Raw genomic sequence first — 19,800 nt, forward strand, 5'->3', positions numbered from 1 at the left:
TTTTAATGGTGAGTAGAAACACGCTACATACCGTAAAATCAAAAAGTTACGCCAAGAAGAACCAATAACAAGCCTAAAACACGTAGATATTCTCTATTGGTTTTTTGCGGAGAGAATCAATGAAGTTTGTAGATGAAGCCACAATTCTCGTTGTGGCAGGCGATGGCGGTAACGGTTGTGTCAGCTTTCGCCGTGAAAAATATATTCCCAACGGTGGTCCGGACGGTGGTGACGGCGGCGATGGCGGTGACGTTTATCTGCTGGCAGACGAAAACCTGAACACGCTGATTGACTATCGTTTTGAGAAATCCTTCCGCGCTGAGCGTGGACAAAACGGGCAAAGTCGTGATTGTACGGGTAAACGCGGCAAAGACATTACGATTAAAGTCCCTGTTGGTACCCGTGTTCTGGATCAGGGAACTGGCGAAGTGCTAGGTGATATGACGCGTCATCAGCAGAGTCTGATGGTGGCGAAAGGCGGCTGGCATGGTTTAGGTAACACGCGTTTTAAATCGTCTGTCAACCGTGCCCCTCGTCAGAAGACCAGCGGTACGAAAGGCGAAGAACGTGAGCTGACGCTGGAACTGCTGTTGCTGGCTGACGTGGGCATGCTTGGCCTGCCTAACGCAGGTAAATCGACCTTTATCCGTGCGGTATCTGCAGCGAAGCCGAAAGTGGCTGATTATCCGTTTACTACGCTGGTGCCGAGTCTTGGTGTTGTCCGTATGGATAGCGAACAGAGCTTTGTTGTGGCGGATATCCCAGGTTTGATTGAAGGTGCATCCGAAGGCGCTGGGTTAGGGATTCGCTTCCTGAAACACCTTGAGCGCTGCCGTGTACTGTTGCATCTGGTTGATTTAGCACCGATTGATGAGTCAGATCCGATTGAAAATGCCAAAATCATTATCAATGAGCTAGAGCAGTATGGCGCAGGTTTGGCAGAAAAGCCGCGTTGGCTGGTTTTCAACAAGGTTGATTTGATCGATAAGGCTGAAGCGGAAAAACGTGCCAAAGATATTGCGGCTGCGCTTGGCTGGGATGATAAGTATTATCTGATTTCTGCAGCGAACCGTGAAGGCGTCAACCCACTTTGCTGGGACGTGATGAACTTCCTGAAAGCCAATCCGAAAGTGACGGCGATTGCCGAAAGCGCACCGGAAAAAGTGGAGTTCATGTGGGATGATTATCACCGCGAACAGCTGGCTGAAATAGAAAAAGAAGCCGAAGAAGAGTGGGATGATGACTGGGACGATGAAGATGATGAAGGTGTTGAAATCATCTATCAAAAATAATTCGTTCTTCTGCTAGTCAGCTCTCACCAACGCGGCCTTACCCTCAAAGTAAGGCCGCGTTGTTGTTTTAATTGCTCTGATAAATATCTTTGTAGAGACGGCTTTCAAATCTCACCAGAGGGACGCGACGGGCGCGCTGGTCTTCTGGCGGCACAGCATAGCCGGATAGGAACTGGACGAATGCCATACGCTGGCCGCTCGCGGTAGTAATGAAGCCTGCCAGATTGTATACGCCCTGCAATGCCCCGGTTTTAGCCGAAACCTTGCCATCAACGCCAGCTTCATGCAGGCCGCCACGATAACGCAATGTGCCGTCATAGCCGGAAAGCGGAAGCATCGTGATGTAATTCAGTTCATTATCGTGCTGTGCAATGTACTGCAATACCTGCATCATCGTTTCCGGTGAAATCAGGTTGTGTCTTGACAGGCCTGAACCATCTACAACAATGCTGTTTCCTAAATCTACACCCGCTTTCTGACGCAGGATTTGTCGCACGGCATCAGCGCCAGCGCGCCACGTTCCCGGCACGCTAAAACGCTCATGTCCAATGGTACGAAAAACCGTATCGGCTATCATATTGTCTGATTTTTTCAGCATGATAGTGAGCAGGTCGTGCATCGGAGGCGATTGTGTTTGAGCCAGTACGCTTCCTGCCGGACCTGGCTGCGTCTGGCGACGAAGGCTGCCTTTAATACGGATATCTGCCTGCTGTAGTTCATCTTTAACGATAGCGCCGGCATAGCTGGCTCCATCCTGAATCGCGAACGCCAGCGGAAGCGGTTCTGTGCGCTGGGTCAGACAGCCCGTAAGCGTAAAGCGATTCAATTCCCCAGGAACCACATCCAGCTCGCAGTATTGGGCATCGGAGGAGCCTTTAGCCAGCGTGCGGACCTCGCTGAACATTTGCACCGGATAATAGGATGCAACGCGGATAAACGCATTATCACCTGCTTTAGGCGCACTGTAGAGGGAAACGGAGAAGCAGTTGCGATCGACAATCGCGGCACCCGGCGGGGCGCTGAAGCATTGTGTCATGTCGTTCCAGGGCCAGCCTGGCGCTTTATCGTGGCTGGCGAACACTGAGGTGTCGATCAGTACATCCCCGGCGATTTCCTGTATCCCGCGCTTTCTTAATTCCTGCACCATATTCCGTATTTGCTGGCGCTTAAGCGTAGGATCGCCGCTAAACCGTACGATGAGGTTACCGTTCATAATACCGCTGGTGACAGGCCCGTGGCTTTCTATCGTGGTGATGAATCGATAATCTGGACCCAATTGCAGTAATGCCGCTAATGCGGTTATCACCTTTTGCGTACTGGCCGGAAGCGCCATTTGCTGGCTATTGAAGGCCATACTGGGTGTTGTTGCGCCAACTTTTTGTACCAATAGCGCCAAATTGGCACCATCTGGTAAATATTGGCGATGATCCTCAACAGAAGCTGCATTGGCATGCAGAACAAAAGCACAGGCAAGTCCGGTAACAATTGATGAAAAACGCATAATCTCAGCTAATAACGGGGCAACGTGTGGTCATACTACGGCGCAACAAGGGCTAAAGTAAACGATGACCCTCATTGAACTCTGGGGTAAAATGCGTATCAAAATGCAAAACTGCTGCTAGCCTGGAAATTTTGTTCTGGGACTGGTTGCTTTTGTTTTATGTCCAGTGAGGACTTGCACGTTGCAGAGACTCCGTCGCCTTTGATTTTTAGCGCGTCAGGATGACGATTATTTGAGTCTTACGGACTTTTTTAGAGGTATAGACAATATGAAACAATTTCCGATGACATTGCGTGGCGCTGAAAAATTGCGCGAAGAGCTTGACCACCTGAAATCTGTGCGTCGACCCGAAATTATTGCGGCGATTGCCGAAGCGCGTGAGCACGGCGATCTGAAAGAAAACGCAGAATATCATGCTGCACGTGAGCAGCAGGGCTTCTGTGAAGGGCGTATCCAAGATATCGAGGCAAAACTGTCTAACGCACAGGTTATCGATGTCACGAAAATGGCGGCGAACAATGGGCGCGTCATTTTTGGTGCGACCGTGACGGTGATGAATCTGGATAACGAAGAAGAGCAAACCTACCGGATTGTTGGTGATGACGAAGCGGATTTTAAACAGAATCTGATCTCTGTGAATTCCCCTATCGCGCGTGGCCTGATCGGTAAAGAGCAAGATGACGTCGTGGTTATCCGTACGCCGGGTGGCGACGTGGAATATGAGATCCTGAAGGTCGAATATCTATAAATTTTGCCGTATTGTTGATTAAAACAGCAAAAATTGTAAAGAAAAGAAAAAGGCCGCTTGCGGCCTTTTCTCTAACCGAGAGGCATGGCACCTTTCCGTTAAAACCGAGTATCCTGAAATAAAAAGTGTTATCGTGGTAACACAATTTTACGTTCTTTCGCAGGACGGTAGAGCACCAGCGTATGGCCGATGACCTGGACGTTAGCGGCACCCGTTTCACGAACAATCGCTTCAACAATCAAGGCTTTGGTTTCGCGGTCTTCTGTCGCTACTTTTATCTTGATCAGTTCGTGATGCGCTAATGCTTGTTCGATCTCAGCCAGAACACCTTCGGTGAGACCGTTATTGCCCAGCATGACAACCGGTTTTAGCGGATGTGCCAAGCCTTTCAGGTGTTGTTTTTGTTTATTACTTAGGTTCATTGTCTTTTTTACTTAGGTTGGGATTGAAAACGGTTCATTCTACCGCCATCTCATGATTATAACCAATTTGACTGTTCTGATTGGTAATATGTGAGAAGTTTCTCCCCACCACGAGCGTGTTACTGAGAATAGTTGGAAAATCGATGGCGAATAAAAAGCGTTCTGCAAGCTCCAGTCGCTGGTTGCAGGAACACTTTAGCGATAAATATGTGCAGCAAGCCCAGAAAAAAGGGCTGCGCTCACGTGCTTGGTTTAAACTTGACGAAATACAGCAAGGCGACAAACTGTTTAAACCCGGTATGACAGTTGTGGATTTAGGCGCAGCACCGGGCGGCTGGTCACAATATGTGGTCACGCAAATTGGTGGAAATGGTCGAATTATCGCGTGTGATATTTTACCGATGGATCCGATTGTCGGCGTCGATTTCCTGCAAGGGGACTTTCGTGATGAACTGGTCCTCAAAGCCTTGCTCGAAAGGGTTGGCGATAGCAAAGTTCAGGTGGTGATGTCTGACATGGCCCCTAACATGAGTGGTACACCAGCCGTTGATATTCCGAAGTCGATGTATCTGGTTGAATTAGCACTTGGTATGTGTCGGGATGTATTAGCACCAGGCGGAAGTTTCCTGGTGAAAGTGTTTCAGGGAGAAGGTTTTGATGAATACCTTCGGGAAATTCGCTCCCTGTTTACGAAGGTGAAAATTCGTAAACCAGACGCCTCACGTGCCCGGTCTCGTGAAGTGTATATTGTAGCGACAGGGCGCAAACTGTAGTACCCTAACGCTGTTTTTTAACACAGTTGTAATATGAGGTTAATCCCTTGAGTGACATGGCGAAAAACCTAATTCTCTGGTTAGTCATCGCAGTTGTGCTGATGTCTGTTTTCCAGAGCTTTGGGCCCAGCGAGTCGAATGGCCGTAGGGTGGATTATTCAACCTTCTTGACTGAAGTGAATCAGGATCAGGTCCGTGAAGCACGTATTAACGGGCGTGAGATCAGTGTTATCAAAAAAGACAGCAACAGATACACGACTTACATTCCTGTCAATGACCCCAAGCTACTGGATAACCTGCTAACGAAGAACGTGAAAGTCGTTGGTGAGCCACCGGAAGAGCCGAGCCTGCTGGCTTCTATCTTTATTTCCTGGTTCCCGATGCTGTTACTGATTGGCGTCTGGATCTTCTTCATGCGTCAAATGCAAGGCGGCGGCGGTAAAGGTGCCATGTCCTTCGGCAAGAGCAAAGCGCGTATGCTGACTGAAGATCAGATCAAGACGACGTTTGCTGATGTAGCCGGTTGTGACGAAGCGAAGGAAGAGGTTAGCGAACTGGTCGAGTACCTGCGCGAGCCTAGCCGTTTCCAGAAACTGGGCGGTAAAATTCCGAAAGGCATTCTGATGGTCGGCCCGCCGGGAACAGGTAAAACGCTGCTGGCAAAAGCGATTGCTGGTGAAGCGAAAGTGCCTTTCTTTACGATTTCCGGTTCTGACTTCGTTGAAATGTTTGTGGGTGTTGGTGCTTCCCGTGTTCGTGACATGTTCGAACAAGCGAAGAAAGCCGCGCCTTGTATCATCTTTATCGATGAAATCGACGCCGTTGGCCGTCAGCGTGGCGCAGGTTTGGGCGGTGGTCACGATGAACGTGAACAAACGCTGAACCAAATGCTGGTTGAGATGGACGGCTTCGAAGGTAACGAGGGCATTATTGTCATCGCGGCAACTAACCGCCCCGATGTGCTTGACCCCGCGTTACTGCGTCCAGGCCGTTTTGACCGTCAGGTTGTGGTTGGCCTGCCGGATGTTCGCGGTCGTGAACAGATTCTGAAAGTTCACATGCGTCGTGTACCGCTGTCTCCAGATATCGATGCGTCAGTGATTGCACGTGGTACTCCAGGCTTCTCTGGTGCGGATTTGGCTAACCTGGTTAACGAAGCCGCATTGTTCTCCGCGCGTGGCAACAAACGCGTTGTGTCGATGGTCGAGTTCGAGAAAGCGAAAGACAAAATCATGATGGGTGCAGAGCGCCGTTCCATGGTAATGACGGAAAAGCAGAAAGAATCGACGGCGTATCATGAAGCAGGACACGCCATCATCGGTCGCCTGGTGCCAGAGCACGATCCAGTCCATAAAGTGACGATCATTCCGCGTGGCCGTGCACTGGGCGTGACGTTCTTCCTGCCTGAAGGTGATGCGATCAGCGCCAGCCGTCAGAAGCTGGAAAGCCAGATCTCTACGCTGTACGGTGGTCGACTGGCCGAAGAAATCATTTACGGCGTGGAACATGTTTCAACAGGCGCGTCCAATGACATCAAAGTGGCCACGTCGATTGCTCGTAACATGGTAACGCAGTGGGGCTTCTCTGAAAAACTGGGTCCTTTGCTTTATGCGGAAGAAGAAGGCGAGGTATTCCTCGGTCGCTCCGTGGCAAAAGCCAAGCACATGTCAGATGAAACCGCGCGTATTATCGATCAGGAAGTAAAATCTCTGGTTGAACGTAACTACGTGCGTGCTCGCGAACTGTTGATGGCAAACATGGACATTCTTCACTCAATGAAAGATGCGTTGATGAAGTATGAAACCATTGATGCGCCGCAGATCGACGATCTGATGGGACGTAAGAAAGATGTTCGCCCGCCTGCGGGTTGGGAAGAGTCCCGCTCTGACAACGATTCTGGTAACGGTGGCGGTACACCTAAAGCCCCTACGCCAGTAGATGAGCCACAGACGCCTAATCCTGGTAATACAATGTCTGAGCAAGTGGACGATAAGTAATTCGCCTGCGATTGACATCTGTAACTTACGAAACCCCAGCTCAGGCTGGGGTTTTTTACTGGGAATGTTCTTCGAATCACATTTCACGCTAACTACATACACCAGAATGCGGAGGTAAATCATGCAACTGGTTGCCAGAGACTCAACGCTGGATCTTTCCTGCCCACACATCATGGGCATTCTTAACGTCACACCGGACTCTTTTTCCGATGGCGGCAAACACAACAAACTCGATACTGCATTACTGCACGTTCAGGAGATGATTACCGCTGGTGCGACCCTGATCGATATTGGTGGTGAATCAACGCGCCCCGGCGCAGCTGACGTGAGCACGGAAGAAGAGCTGAACCGTGTGGTGCCTGTGGTGGAAGCCATTGCTAAACGCTTTGACGTATGGATCTCAGTCGATACCTCAAAGCCGGAAGTGATGATGGCGTCGGCGCAGGCGGGTGCGCACCTGATTAATGATATTCGCGCTTTGCAAGAGCCGGGAGCTCTGGAGGCGGCGGCGGCAACAGGCTTGCCAGTGTGTCTGATGCATATGCAGGGTATGCCGAGAACCATGCAGCACAAGCCCCATTATGATGATCTGATGCAGGACATCGGCAATTTCTTGCAACAGCAGATTGAACGCTGTGTGAACGCCAATATTCCGAAAAGTAAGCTATTACTGGATCCGGGGTTCGGATTCGGTAAGAATCTTGCCCATAATTATGCGCTTCTGGCTCATCTGAGCGAGTTACATCGTTTTGAACTGCCCCTTCTGGTAGGGATGTCGAGGAAATCCATGATTGGTCAACTCCTCAACGTTCCTCCTGCGCAGCGTGTTCACGGGAGCATTGCCTGCGCGGTGATCGCAGCGATGCAAGGAGCACAGATTATTCGCGTTCATGATGTTAAAGAAACGGCTGATGCCATGCGCATTGTTGAGGCCACCCTTTCTGCGAAGGAATAAAAACGAGATGAATAACCGCAAATATTTTGGTACCGATGGCGTACGCGGAAAAGTTGGCGATACGCCGATTACCCCTGATTTTGTGCTTAAACTGGGTTGGGCTGCTGGGAAAGTGCTAGCGCGACACGGTTCTCGTAAGATTATCATCGGCAAAGATACCCGTATTTCTGGCTATATGCTGGAATCTGCGCTGGAGGCTGGACTGGCTGCTGCGGGTTTGTCCGCTTCTTTTACCGGCCCAATGCCTACGCCTGCGGTTGCTTATCTTACCCGCACATTCCGTGCTGAAGCAGGTATCGTGATTTCTGCTTCTCACAACCCGTATTACGACAACGGCATTAAATTTTTCTCAATTGACGGCACCAAGCTGCCGGATGACGTAGAAGAGGCAATCGAAGCTGAACTGGAAAAACCGCTGACATGTGTTGAATCGGCTGAATTAGGTAAAGCCAGTCGTATTGTTGATGCTGCCGGACGCTACATCGAATTTTGTAAGGGGACATTCCCGAGCGAGCTGAGCCTTAATGGCTTAAAGATTGTCGTCGATTGCGCCAATGGCGCTACCTATCATATCGCTCCCAGCGTATTGCGCGAGCTTGGCGCTAAAGTCATCGCGATTGGCTGTGAGCCGGATGGGATGAACATCAATGAAGAGTGCGGGGCCACGGACGTCAGACAGCTACAGGCGCGTGTACTGGCTGAAAAAGCGGACGTTGGGCTGGCGTTTGACGGTGATGGTGATCGGCTCATCATGGTCGACCATTTAGGCAATAAGGTCGATGGCGATCAGATTCTGTATATCATCGCCCGTGAAGGTTTACGCCAAGGGCAACTGCGCGGTGGCGCGGTTGGCACGCTGATGAGTAACATGGGGCTTGAGGTTGCGTTAAAGCAGCTGGGTATCCCGTTTGCTCGTGCCAAAGTGGGTGACCGCTATGTATTAGAAATGATGCAGGCAAAAGGGTGGCGTATCGGGGCAGAAAACTCCGGTCATGTGATCCTGCTGGATAAAACCACGACGGGCGACGGTGTGATTGCCGGTTTGCAAGTCCTTACCGCGATAGTGAAAAACCATATGAGCCTGCATGATTTATGCAGCGGTATGAAGCTGTTTCCACAGATTCTGGTTAACGTGCGGTTTACGGGTGAACACGATCCGTTGGAAGATAAAAACGTGCAGCAGATTACGCAAGATGTGGAAAAAGAATTGGCCGGACGCGGGCGAGTATTACTGCGTAAATCCGGTACTGAGCCACTCATCCGTGTCATGGTTGAAGGTGAGCACGAAGAGACGGTCATCGCGTTGGCGAATCGTATTGCTGATGCAGTGAAAACCGTCGGCTGAGAGCTTTTTTGATTCGCCAATCAGGTAGATATGGCTTTCGATAGGTATCTTGTGTCGAAAGCCGCTGTTTTTTTCTGCAATCAACCTGTGGTGACTAAATTACCCTTGCGTACGCCACATCCTTTGGTTAGTATTCAGACCCGCTTGATAAGGGATGTTCTACATCCTGCTTAGCGGAATGACGCGCGGTTTACCGCCAGAATATAGCATCTCCATGGTTCATGGGGAAAACGGTTAACGGGTACGACTATGTACGAAGCTCTATTAGTGATTTTCCTGTTAGTATCGATCGGGCTTGTTGCCTTGATCATGCTTCAGCAGGGTAAAGGTGCTGATATGGGAGCGTCGTTCGGAGCAGGTGCTTCTGCCACTTTGTTCGGTTCGAGCGGCTCTGGTAATTTCATGACCCGCATGACGGCGATACTGGCGACCCTGTTCTTCATCATCAGTCTCATTCTGGGCAACTTAAGTTCGCTGCAGAAAAAAGGTGGTGCATGGGATAATCTGAGCCAGCCAGAAAAAGCCGAGCAGACGACAACGCCTGCTGCGCCTTCCACGCCGGCGAGTGACATTCCGAAGTAAGCGTTTTAAAGCAGTAATTGTGATGCCGTGGTGGTGGAATTGGTAGACACGCTACCTTGAGGTGGTAGTGCCCGATTGGGCTTACGGGTTCAAGTCCCGTCCTCGGTACCAACATAAAAAAATAGACGTCGATTGACGTCTATTTTTTTATCTAAATCCTACTGATTTACTGGCTTTCCCTTCTATTTCTTCTTTCTTCGCGTCAACCTGACCTGACTCAGCTCATATCAACAGGTTTGTGAGTATATCTTTTGGCATTATGGATGCTCATATACTCAATCCTCGTCGTAAACATTTGGACGATTTTCATCGCCTTTTGTCTACTATATCATCATAAAGCATGCTGTTCCCTCTACACCGACGCAGGTGAAAGCGTATAGTCGCTCATCGGCACACACGAGCAGAACAGGTTACGGTCGCCGTAAACGTCGTCCAGACGCTTCACGCTCGGCCAGTATTTATGTTCGCTGCCTGCCGGGAATACCGCCAGCTCGCGGCTGTATGGATGCGCCCAGTCGGCCACCAGCTCTGCCTGCGTGTGCGGTGCGTTCACTAGCGGGTTGTCATCCAGCGGCCATTCGCCCTGCGCGACGCGGTTGATTTCGGTACGGATCGCCAGCATCGCATCAATAAAGCGATCGATCTCGACCTGACTCTCCGATTCCGTTGGCTCCACCATCAGCGTACCCGCGACCGGGAACGACATGGTCGGCGCATGGAAACCGTAGTCGATCAGGCGCTTGGCGATATCCATCTCGCTAATTCCGGTACTCTCTTTAAGCGGACGAATATCCAGAATGCACTCGTGCGCCACGCGACCGTCACGGCCGGTGTAAAGCACCGGATAGGCCTGCTGCAAGCGCGTCGCGATGTAGTTGGCGTTCAGGATCGCCATCTGGCTAGCCTGTTTCAGCCCTTCAGCCCCCATCATACGAATGTACATCCAGCTAATCGGCAGAATAGAAGCACTGCCGAACGGTGCCGCAGAGACTGCACCCTGCTCCGTCAGTACACCCTCGATTTTTACCACCTGATGACCCGGCACAAACGGTGCCAGATGCGCTTTCACGCCAATCGGCCCCATGCCCGGCCCGCCGCCACCGTGCGGAATACAGAAGGTTTTATGCAGGTTCAGGTGTGACACGTCTGCACCGATGTAGCCCGGCGTGGTGATGCCAACCTGCGCGTTCATGTTCGCGCCATCCAGATACACCTGACCGCCGTATTGATGCACGATCTGGCACACTTCGCGGATCGTCTCTTCATAGACGCCGTGGGTAGATGGATAGGTCACCATAATGCAGGAAAGCTGTTCGCCCGCCGCCTGCGCTTTCTCACGCAGATCGTGCAGATCGATATTGCCCTGTTTGTCACAGGCGACCACCACCACGTCCATCCCCGCCATCTGCGCTGATGCTGGGTTAGTACCGTGGGCGGAGCTAGGAATCAGACAGAGATGACGGCCAGCCTCATTGCGGCTTTCATGATAGCGACGAATCGCCAGCAGCCCCGCGTATTCACCCTGCGCACCCGAATTGGGCTGCATGCAAATCGCGTCATAGCCCGTCAGTTGCACCAGCCAGCCTGAGAGCTGTTCGATCATCTGGCGATAGCCCAGCGCCTGTTCCGGCGGGCAGAATGGATGCAGTTCGGCAAATTCCGGCCAGGTAATCGGCAGCATTTCCGCCGCCGCGTTGAGCTTCATGGTGCAGGAACCGAGCGGGATCATCGCCTGATTCAGCGCCAGATCCTTACGTGCCAGACGGTGCAGGTAGCGCATCATCTCGGTTTCGCTGTGATAGCGGTTGAAAACCGGATGCGACAGGATCGCGTCGTGGCGCACCAGTCCGGCCGGGATCGTTGCAGATTTCTGACTAATGGCCGCATCAAGCGCGCCGATATCTAACCCATGATCGTCACCTAGCAGAACCGAGAACAGCGCCAGCACGTCTTCACGCGTGGTTGCTTCATCCAGCGTAATGCCTACCGCACTCGCCAAATCGCTGCGCAGGTTGATGCCAAAACTTAATGCCCGGCTCAGTACCGCGTCTTTGTCGGCGACTTCAATGGTCAACGTGTCGAACCAGCAGCGATGACGCAGCAACAACCCGCCCTGCGTTAATCCTGCCGCCAGAATATCAGTCAGACGATGGATGCGCCCTGCGATACGTTTGAGCCCCTCCGGCCCGTGGAACACCGCATACATCCCCGCAATATTGGCCAGCAACACCTGCGAGGTACAAATATTGGAGTTCGCCTTCTCGCGGCGAATGTGCTGCTCGCGCGTCTGCATCGCCATACGCAGCGCGGTATTGCCCGCTGCATCGCGCGACACGCCGATAATACGGCCCGGCATGGCACGTTTATGTTCATCACGACAGGCGAAGAATGCCGCGTGTGGCCCACCGTAGCCCATCGGCACGCCAAAGCGCTGTGCAGATCCGAAGACGATATCCGCGCCCTGCTTGCCCGGCGCGGTCAGCAGTACCAGCGCCATGATATCCGACGCGACGCAGGTGACGACCTTACGTGCTTTCAGTGCCGCCATCAGGTCACTGTAATCGTGCAGTTCACCCGTCGTCCCTGCCTGTTGCAGCAACACGCCAAACACCGCATCGTCTTTCAGCGCTTCTTCCGCCTTACCGACAACAATTTCAAAACCGAAAGTTTCCGCACGGGTACGCACCACGTCCAGCGTTTGTGGGTGCACATCGTCAGCGACGAAGAAGCGTTCGGCCTGTTTGAGTTTGCTAATGCGTTTCGCCATCGCCATTGCTTCCGCCGCGGCGGTTGCTTCATCCAGCAACGATGCAGAGGCCAAATCCAGACCGGTTAAATCCTGTGTGACCTGCTGGAAATTCAGCAGCGCCTCAAGACGCCCCTGAGAAACTTCCGGCTGATACGGCGTATAGGCGGTGTACCAGCCAGGGTTTTCCAGCACGTTACGTAAAATTACTGGCGGCATCAGCACCGCGCTGTAGCCCATGCCGATGTAGCTTTTGTAACGTTGATTGCGTCCTGCAATGGCCTTCAGCTCAGCTAACGCTTCATGTTCCGTCACCGCCTCTCCCACCGCTGGCGGGCTGGGCAATTGAATGTCCACTGGGACAATCTGGCGGATCAGCGCATCCAGCGACGTAGCCCCCACCACCGACAGCATGTGCTGCTGTTGGCTGACGGAAGGACCGATATGGCGCTCAATAAATGCGCCGTCATGTTCGAGTTGACTGAGTGTCTGAGCCATTACAGTACTTTCCTTGATCAATCGTGCCTGCATTAATCGTGCTGGCTGCCGCGCCGAAATATGACGCGGGCGAACAAAATAAAACGCCCCTGATTTGACAAAATCGGGGGCGCGATAACTACTCGTCTTCTTCTAACAATCCCTGATAGCCTTCAGCATCAAGCAATTCGTCCAAATCAGACTCATCAGAAATTCTGATGCGGAACAGCCAGCCGTCGGTATAAGGTGCGCTGTTGACCAGCTCAGGGGAACCTTCCAGATCGTCGTTAACTTCTACGATCTCACCGCTGATGGGCGCATAAATATCCGACGCCGCTTTTACCGACTCCGCCACCGCGCAGTCATCACCTGCGTCGACAACCGTGCCCACTTCCGGTAAATCGATAAAGACCATGTCACCCAGAAGTTCCTGCGCGTGTTCGGTAATGCCCACGCTGTAGATACCGTCGCCCTCATGCAGCACCCATTCGTGCGACGTAGTGTATTTTAATTCTGTTGGTACGTTGCTCATTGCATCCCCTTTCCTAAAGTCGTTAATCCTGCGCGCGACCCGTCATAATTCAAGCTGCATGTGCGTTGGCAATACTCGGCTCATCGCTGAGCCTCGCCCTGACGGGCCGCCGCAAGCGGCGTTCAAATTGGCTAAGCCAATTTGTCCTCGCTCACCCCAGTCACTTACTCGTGTAAGCTCCTGGGGATTCACTGCGTCGCCGCCTTCCTGCAACCCGAATTATTTAGGGTATTACATAAGAAGTTATTCAATACTGAGCGATGGCTTTTCCAGCGCGGACAAAGCCGGGTTTGGTCACGTGGACAGGCAGTTCGCGGTTACGAATCTGTACTATCGCTTGTTCACCAATCCCCACCGGAACACGCGCCAGCGCGATGCTCACGCCAAGCGTCGGCGAGAACGATCCACTCGTGATCATCCCTTCGCGCACCACGCCATCACTATCAGTAAAGCGCACAGGTAAATCATTGCGCAATACGCCTTTTTCCGTCAGCACTAAACCAACCAGTTGATCGGTCCCTTTTTCACGCTGATGTGTTAATGCTTCACGCCCGATAAACTCGCGATCCTCCGGCTGCCAGGCGATTGTCCAGCCCATATTGGCCGCCAGTGGCGAAATGCCTTCATCCATATCCTGACCGTACAGGTTCATCCCCGCTTCCAGCCGCAGCGTATCGCGTGCGCCCAGCCCGCATGGCTTCACACCAACCGCCAGCAGTTGTTGCCAGAAATCGACCACCTGCTCATTCGGCAGCGCGATTTCATAACCCGCTTCACCCGTATAACCCGTCGTGGCGACGAAGAAGTCGCCCGCCTGCTTGCCAAAAAACGGCTTCATGCTGGCAATCGCTGCCACGTCGGCATCACTCAGGCCTTTTGCCTTCAAGATTTCTTGAACTTTTTCCTGCGCCTGCGGACCTTGCACCGCAACCAGCGCCAGATCGTCGCGCTCGCGGATTTCAACCCCAAACGGTGCAGCGTGCTGCCCGATCCAGGCGAGATCTTTTTCACGGGTCGCGGAGTTCACGACCAGTCGGAAATTGTCTTCCGTGAGAAAATAAACGATCAGATCGTCGATGACGCCGCCGGAGGCATTCAGCATGCCGGTATACAGGGCTTTGCCCGGCTGTGTGAGTTTGGCGACATCATTCGCCAGCAGATAACGCAGGAATTCACGCGTTCTCGCGCCGTGTAAATCGACGATAGTCATGTGGGAGACATCAAAAATGCCAGCCTCCCGACGCACAATATGGTGTTCGTCCAGTTGGGAGCCGTAGTGCAGTGGCATCATCCAACCATGAAAATCCACCATTTTGGCACCATCGGCCAGATGTTGTTGGTACAACGGGGTCTGCTTTGCCATTCCTCATCCCTCTTCAGCGCATGGCGTTCAGGCGATAAAACACACTACGCAAACGATATCTTATGACTGAACTTACCACCGAAGCGCAGGCTAAACCACTCTCTCAGACATAAGATAAATTATATAGAAGACAAAGAAAGTCGAGCCGCCCACAAAAAACAAAGCAGCGTAATATGCTTATTAATTGACGAAATTAAGCACGTAAATTATTTAAATCAGCGTAAACCACAAATTAATGACATTAAAACTGGATAACATAGACAATGACACCCAACTAAAAATACCATTCGGATTAGATAATATAATGATAAAAACAAGCTTAAATTAGATTTTTTCAATCAAAAACCAACAGCGACTTCCAGCCTTACTCCCTCTCTTATGCTGCCGCCATCACGATTTTGTGAACCGCTTCTCGGGCGTCTTTACCTCAGTGCCAGACCGCGCCAAAAGATCAAATTCGTCCGAAACGAAGTTGATCCACCAACGCACATGCAACTTGAAGTATGACGAGGATTAAGGTGTAAAGAAGGATCGTCACGCAGCATTACATTAATAATTACATGACAAATTAATATTAATTAAAATGACGATCATGATAATAGATTTGATTATAAAATTAAAACTGCTATTTATTATTAAACTAATAAAAAGAGAAAATGCAGTTAATAGTATCTGACTGCTAATTGCATAAATCCAGATGCTCATCTAGATTTTAAATGTGATTCACCCTGTTAAAAATCATATAGGATAAAAGCTATGCAAAAAAACATTAATACATTATTGCAACGTTCTATCGCTGCATCGGCATTTCTATTTTTGACGTTTACTGCCGACAATGCGTTCGCGGCGGATGTCAAAGGAAAATTCAACAAAGGTGGCGTGGAGTTTACTTACGCAGAGCAAAAATATGGTACTAACCGTGGAATTCGTATCATGGCGGTTACACGTGATCAAACCTACAAATTCACCCCCAACCCGCATGATGACCCCTGGTATAATAAAAACCAAGAAAAGTTTTACCGAACTGCGGCTGAAGCGTTAGCTGATAGTTATTTAGCATCGCAACAGAAAATTTTTCCACGATATGGATTCAAATCAATAATTAACAAGATTGAGTACACTTACGGAGAAAGATAGTACGCTATTTAATAACGATTGAATGAGCTCGTTTTCATAAAATACAGAAAAATATTAGTCCTAACATGAATACTTTCCTGGACGTTACACTTGTACTGTCTGTCCAGATTCTTCTGGGCAGACAGTGTAAGTCTGCATTAATAAAAAACCAAATTCATTCCCTACCGTTCGAAAAATTTATCGTCTTTTCCTTTTTAAGGATGTTGGTAAGCTCGCACCATGTTGTACCCTCTATTTTTGGAAAAAAGATAAAATAATGGTTTCAAACCGCCAGCTTACCTTGTCTTATTACAATATTAATAGATACCAAAGTACAGGCGCGATCCTGACATATTAGATCAGCACGCTAATATTCAGATTCTCCATCAACCAATGGTTATCGGAATAATCAACTGGAATCGCAATGACTGCCGGGCCGTCGACGTCCATCGCCTGACGGAGTTTGCTGACCAGTTCATCCGCAGATTCAACGGCAAATCCTTTCGCGCCGAATGCTTCCGCATACGCTTTGAAGTCAATCGGCCCAAACGACACGCCCGCCGGACGATGGTATTTGTGCCGCTGCTGAATTTCTACCATGTTGTAGCCGTTATCCACCCAGATGATATGCAGAAGATTGCTTTTCAGGCGCACCGCCGTTTCCAGCTCCATACTGGACTGCATAAACCCGCCGTCGCCGGAAACAGACACCACTTTTTTTCCGGGCTGCACCAGCGATGCGGCAATTGCCCACGGTAGCGCCACGCCCATCGTCTGCTGGCCATTGGTCATCAGGATCTGTCGCGCCCGGAAGCTATACAGGTAACGCGCCAGCCAGATATGGAAACTCCCCATATCCACACACAGCGTGACATCCTCATTCACGATATCCTGCATCGCCCGCACCAGACGCAAAGGGTGGATCGCAAATCCTGCCATGTTGATGGCGCGCGTACTGAGATCGTGGCGCTGGCGCTGACGATCCCGCAACACGGACTGTGTATCAGTAGACAAGATAAACGGTTCGCTGATGCACGCATTCAGCGTGTCCACCGTCATTGCGATATTCCCAAGTAGCTCGATATCAGGACGATAAGCGCTGTCGATCTCCGCTCGCAGCACATCAATGTGGATCAGCGTCGCCTTGCCGCTGTTCCATAACACCGGATCGTACTCAATCGGGCTGTAGCCCACGGTAACGATCACATCCGCCTGTTGCAGCAGCTTATCGCCAGCCTGATTGTTGAATAATCCGACACGTCCGGCAAAGTGATCGAACTGCTGCTGATCGATCACGCCAGCAGCCTGATACGTGCTGGTCACGGGCAGTTTGCTATGGTGAAGGAAACGACGCAGTGCCTGCGCATTCTCCTGCTGGCTGGCCATTAATCCAAGCAGCAGCACCGGATTTTTAGCCTGCCGCAGCCGTTTGGCCGCTTCGGCAATGTCGCTATGCGGCGCGCCGTTTAGCAACGGCAAGTTCGGACACGCCAGCACCGGGCTAATGACTGGTTCATTGACGATATCCTGCGGCAGGCTGACAAACGCCGCACCCGGACGCCCACTCTCTGCCGCCCGGAAAGCATTCGCCAACACTTCCGATATGGCGGAAGAAGCCGTAATTTCCGCACTGAATTTACTGACCGGCTGAAACAGGCTGACGGTGTCCAGACTCTGGTGCGTCAGCTTAAGCTTATCTGCCCGCTTAACCGCCCCGCCTAGCGCCACTATCGCATCTCCCTCTGCGGTTGCCGTTGCCAATCCGGTGACGAGGTTGGAACAACCGGGGCCGGATGTCACCAGCGCCACTCCTGCTTTCCCCGTGAGGCGCCCTATCGCCGCCGCCATAAACGCGCCGTTCGCCTCATGCCGTACTGGGATCGTTTGGATCGTCGAGTCTTCCAGCTCATCAAACACACGATCAATTTTTGCGCCGGGAATACCAAAAATATGCTTCACGCCCTGCGCTTCCAGGTGTTTTACAATCAGCTCGGCTCCGCTGCTCCAGCTTTGCTGTTCGGTGGACTTTTCCATGACATGACTCCGATGAAATGACTAGCTCTCTACTGACTGGATTACGCTGTTGAGGTTTTCTGAGGACAGGTCGGCATTGAGAAACTCCCGATCCTGAGGCAGATCGATGATCAGTTTGGCAATCACACCAAACGTCAGCGTGCCCTGCTCGACGTCATAATTCAGAATATGACCGCCGCCCTGGCGATCGTCAGTAATGAAATGTTCGTGGTAACCCGCGACATTAATTCCCTGAGTGTAAGCTGGACTACGAAAACCAATAACGCTGCCGCTACGGTGTTCAAAATGAAATGTTGGTTGCCCTTCAACCGCTTCCTGCATCGGTTTATAAGGTCGGCACTGTCGGGGGACGGTACGTGTTTCAATGCAGCGAAAACGCCCATCAATCCGCAAAGCACAGAACAGATTGTCCGTTCCCACGATCTCATCGATCTGGCGATGTACGTCTTCACGCGAAGTCCAGCGATCAAAACGGATCGTTTCCGTCGGGCGAAAGAACGTCATGACCGCAAACGGCGTTTTCTGCTCCGGCTTCGCCGCCCGTGCGCTGCCGTCGGATAACAGCTGGAAAATCTGGCTATTCAAGGCAACCAGTTCCCCGTCCAAACTATTAAATGTTCCTAATCCAAAGTCACCATGCTCCAGTAATTCAGCCATCGTTCGGCTGCCTTCATATACGCCATTTATTAGCCCACTCATTAATGAGGTTTGATAAATAACACTGCCTGCATGCTGTCGCCGAAAATCATAGGCGTAGCTAGCAAAGGATTCTTCACAGGATTGTTCACTGACATTCGTTTTCATACTGTCCTTCTCACCGCACCAATTACTTAAATAACGCTAATATTTAGATAAAGATTGACGCGTGAGAGAACAAAATTCCAATATGCAATTAAGGTCATTTCAAGATCGGAAACATATGGAGTCACGTAAATGGAGCTACGTTATCTGCGCTATTTTGTCGCCGTTGCACAAGCTAAGCATTTCACGCGCGCGGCGGAAAATCTGGGGATGTCACAACCGCCTCTCAGCCAGCAGATCAAGAAATTCGAGCAGGAGATCGGTACGCCGCTGTTCAAGCGACTGACGCGCGGTGTAGAAATGACGGAGGCGGGACAAGCGCTGTATGAAGATGCACGTCAGATTTTGCAGCTTACCGATTCGGCCATCGCGCGGACAAGGAGCATTGCGCGAGGTGAGAAAGGTAGCTTGAACGTAGGGTTTTCGCCGTCGGCCATGTTCCACCCGACCGTGCTTGCGCTACTGCATCGTTATTGTCAGCGGCATCCACACGTTCAGCCGCTGCCAAAGGAGGAAAATCCGGCGGCGCTCATAACTGCACTGCAAGAACGCAATATCGACATCGCCTTTCTGCGCTTACCCTGCGATCTCAGCGATGAGGTTAACGGGGAGATTTTGGCTGAAGAGCCGATGAAATTAGTGTTACCCGCTGGGCATGCGCTGAGCCATAAAACGCAGGTTTCGCTTAGCGAGCTGCGTCAGGAACCGCTGATTATTTTCCCACGCGAGGTGTGTCCAGGGCTGCATGACATGATAATCCGCACTTGCTATCTGTCAGGCTATGGCCCCAGACCTAGCCCATTTGCTCCGCAGTTAACGGCCACCATCGGGATGGTCGCCGCAGGCTTCGGCATCACGCTTGTGCCGGAATCTCTCGCCTGTATTAAGGCGGATAATGTGACCTATCATGATATCGGCATGCCCGAAATCCATACACAAATTGCGGCTATCTGGCGCAAACATGAACGATCGCCGGTTATCGTGAATATGATTCACCTGATACGCCAACATTTGAGCAGTCAGCATCCCGATTAACAAAATTAGGCAGAAAATTCCAACAATCCGCTCGTCAAAAACTAGTAATTGATATAAATTCTTATATGATATTAGTTATCA

The 19,800-nt window shown here is 51.1% G+C and carries 16 protein-coding genes and 1 tRNA gene; 10 read left to right on the top strand and 7 right to left on the bottom strand.

The window, feature by feature from the left end; genetic code table 11:
• The first annotated feature begins 119 nt into the window (after positions 1-119).
• On the top strand, positions 120-1,292 hold the full coding sequence (gene cgtA, locus JFY74_17885; GenBank protein QQG27917.1) for an Obg family GTPase CgtA: 1,173 nt from the start codon (positions 120-122) through the stop codon (positions 1,290-1,292).
• Positions 1,293-1,359: 67 nt separating this feature from the next.
• On the opposite strand, the gene dacB is transcribed toward cgtA, so the two are convergent.
• Positions 1,360-2,793, bottom strand: a complete 1,434-nt coding sequence (dacB, locus tag JFY74_17890; GenBank protein QQG27918.1) for a serine-type D-Ala-D-Ala carboxypeptidase — start codon at positions 2,791-2,793, stop codon at positions 1,360-1,362.
• A 268-nt stretch (positions 2,794-3,061) separates the two neighbouring features.
• On the opposite strand from dacB, the gene greA reads away from it, so the two are divergent.
• Entirely contained in the window at positions 3,062-3,541 is a 480-nt protein-coding gene (greA, locus tag JFY74_17895; GenBank protein QQG27919.1) for a transcription elongation factor GreA, read from the top strand.
• Positions 3,542-3,669: 128 nt separating this feature from the next.
• Here the strand turns inward: greA and yhbY are convergent, their stop codons facing one another.
• Positions 3,670-3,963 (bottom strand): ribosome assembly RNA-binding protein YhbY, encoded by a 294-nt coding sequence (gene yhbY / locus JFY74_17900; protein ID QQG27920.1) that lies wholly within the window; start codon positions 3,961-3,963, stop codon positions 3,670-3,672.
• A 143-nt stretch (positions 3,964-4,106) separates the two neighbouring features.
• Between yhbY and rlmE the strand changes: the two genes are divergently transcribed.
• The 6 genes from rlmE (at position 4,107) to JFY74_17930 (ending at position 9,726) form a co-directional block, all read left to right on the top strand.
• Positions 4,107-4,736, top strand: coding sequence for a 23S rRNA (uridine(2552)-2'-O)-methyltransferase RlmE (gene rlmE, locus JFY74_17905; GenBank protein ID QQG27921.1), 630 nt, complete (start codon positions 4,107-4,109; stop codon positions 4,734-4,736).
• 47 nt (positions 4,737-4,783) lie between these two features.
• Positions 4,784-6,733 carry an ATP-dependent zinc metalloprotease FtsH gene (ftsH, locus tag JFY74_17910; GenBank protein ID QQG27922.1) on the top strand — a complete coding sequence of 650 codons (1,950 nt, stop codon included), beginning with the start codon at positions 4,784-4,786 and terminating at the stop codon, positions 6,731-6,733.
• Positions 6,734-6,854: 121 nt separating this feature from the next.
• The gene (folP, locus tag JFY74_17915) at positions 6,855-7,688 is read left to right on the top strand and encodes a dihydropteroate synthase (GenBank protein ID QQG27923.1); all 834 of its coding nucleotides are present in this window, start codon (positions 6,855-6,857) and stop codon (positions 7,686-7,688) included.
• A gap of 7 nt (positions 7,689-7,695) precedes the next feature.
• Complete coding sequence (glmM, locus tag JFY74_17920) at positions 7,696-9,033, top strand: phosphoglucosamine mutase (GenBank protein QQG27924.1); 1,338 nt, start codon at positions 7,696-7,698, stop codon at positions 9,031-9,033.
• A 249-nt stretch (positions 9,034-9,282) separates the two neighbouring features.
• Positions 9,283-9,615: a preprotein translocase subunit SecG gene (secG, locus tag JFY74_17925; GenBank protein ID QQG27925.1), complete on the top strand. Its 333-nt coding sequence runs from the start codon at positions 9,283-9,285 to the stop codon at positions 9,613-9,615.
• 24 nt (positions 9,616-9,639) lie between these two features.
• Positions 9,640-9,726 (top strand) — tRNA-Leu (locus JFY74_17930).
• Positions 9,727-9,967: 241 nt separating this feature from the next.
• Here JFY74_17930 and gcvP read toward each other — a convergent pair.
• The 3 genes from gcvP to gcvT all read right to left on the bottom strand — a co-directional run bounded on the left by gcvP (position 9,968) and on the right by gcvT (position 14,733).
• The gene (gene gcvP, locus JFY74_17935; GenBank protein ID QQG27926.1) at positions 9,968-12,859 is read right to left on the bottom strand and encodes an aminomethyl-transferring glycine dehydrogenase; all 2,892 of its coding nucleotides are present in this window, start codon (positions 12,857-12,859) and stop codon (positions 9,968-9,970) included.
• Between the two features lie 118 nt (positions 12,860-12,977).
• Complete coding sequence (gene gcvH, locus JFY74_17940) at positions 12,978-13,370, bottom strand: glycine cleavage system protein GcvH (protein ID QQG27927.1); 393 nt, start codon at positions 13,368-13,370, stop codon at positions 12,978-12,980.
• 247 nt (positions 13,371-13,617) lie between these two features.
• Entirely contained in the window at positions 13,618-14,733 is a 1,116-nt protein-coding gene (gcvT, locus tag JFY74_17945; GenBank protein QQG27928.1) for a glycine cleavage system aminomethyltransferase GcvT, read from the bottom strand.
• A 756-nt stretch (positions 14,734-15,489) separates the two neighbouring features.
• Here gcvT and JFY74_17950 point away from each other — a divergent pair.
• A complete protein-coding gene (locus JFY74_17950) occupies positions 15,490-15,870 on the top strand; it encodes a hypothetical protein (GenBank protein ID QQG27929.1) in 381 nt (126 codons plus the stop codon).
• Positions 15,871-16,203: 333 nt separating this feature from the next.
• On the opposite strand, the gene alsS is transcribed toward JFY74_17950, so the two are convergent.
• Entirely contained in the window at positions 16,204-17,883 is a 1,680-nt protein-coding gene (alsS, locus tag JFY74_17955) for an acetolactate synthase AlsS (protein QQG27930.1), read from the bottom strand.
• A 21-nt stretch (positions 17,884-17,904) separates the two neighbouring features.
• Entirely contained in the window at positions 17,905-18,687 is a 783-nt protein-coding gene (gene budA, locus JFY74_17960) for an acetolactate decarboxylase (protein QQG27931.1), read from the bottom strand.
• 129 nt (positions 18,688-18,816) lie between these two features.
• On the opposite strand from budA, the gene JFY74_17965 reads away from it, so the two are divergent.
• Positions 18,817-19,719, top strand: coding sequence for a LysR family transcriptional regulator (locus tag JFY74_17965; protein QQG27932.1), 903 nt, complete (start codon positions 18,817-18,819; stop codon positions 19,717-19,719).
• The last annotated feature ends 81 nt before the right edge of the window (positions 19,720-19,800 follow it).

This window comes from Pectobacterium carotovorum, from assembly GCA_016415585.1.
Taxonomy (GTDB): domain Bacteria; phylum Pseudomonadota; class Gammaproteobacteria; order Enterobacterales; family Enterobacteriaceae; genus Pectobacterium; species Pectobacterium carotovorum_K.

Coding starts and splice junctions, on each gene's coding strand:
- cgtA (QQG27917.1), top strand. CDS start 120: ATGAAGTTTGTAGATGAAGCCACAATTCTCGTTGTGGCAGGCGATGGC.
- dacB (QQG27918.1), bottom strand. CDS start 2,793: ATGCGTTTTTCATCAATTGTTACCGGACTTGCCTGTGCTTTTGTTCTG.
- yhbY (QQG27920.1), bottom strand. CDS start 3,963: ATGAACCTAAGTAATAAACAAAAACAACACCTGAAAGGCTTGGCACAT.
- glmM (QQG27924.1), top strand. CDS start 7,696: ATGAATAACCGCAAATATTTTGGTACCGATGGCGTACGCGGAAAAGTT.
- alsS (QQG27930.1), bottom strand. CDS start 17,883: ATGGAAAAGTCCACCGAACAGCAAAGCTGGAGCAGCGGAGCCGAGCTG.
- greA (QQG27919.1), top strand. CDS start 3,062: ATGAAACAATTTCCGATGACATTGCGTGGCGCTGAAAAATTGCGCGAA.
- folP (QQG27923.1), top strand. CDS start 6,855: ATGCAACTGGTTGCCAGAGACTCAACGCTGGATCTTTCCTGCCCACAC.
- gcvP (QQG27926.1), bottom strand. CDS start 12,859: ATGGCTCAGACACTCAGTCAACTCGAACATGACGGCGCATTTATTGAG.
- gcvH (QQG27927.1), bottom strand. CDS start 13,370: ATGAGCAACGTACCAACAGAATTAAAATACACTACGTCGCACGAATGG.
- JFY74_17965 (QQG27932.1), top strand. CDS start 18,817: ATGGAGCTACGTTATCTGCGCTATTTTGTCGCCGTTGCACAAGCTAAG.
- gcvT (QQG27928.1), bottom strand. CDS start 14,733: ATGGCAAAGCAGACCCCGTTGTACCAACAACATCTGGCCGATGGTGCC.
- JFY74_17950 (QQG27929.1), top strand. CDS start 15,490: ATGCAAAAAAACATTAATACATTATTGCAACGTTCTATCGCTGCATCG.
- secG (QQG27925.1), top strand. CDS start 9,283: ATGTACGAAGCTCTATTAGTGATTTTCCTGTTAGTATCGATCGGGCTT.
- rlmE (QQG27921.1), top strand. CDS start 4,107: ATGGCGAATAAAAAGCGTTCTGCAAGCTCCAGTCGCTGGTTGCAGGAA.
- budA (QQG27931.1), bottom strand. CDS start 18,687: ATGAAAACGAATGTCAGTGAACAATCCTGTGAAGAATCCTTTGCTAGC.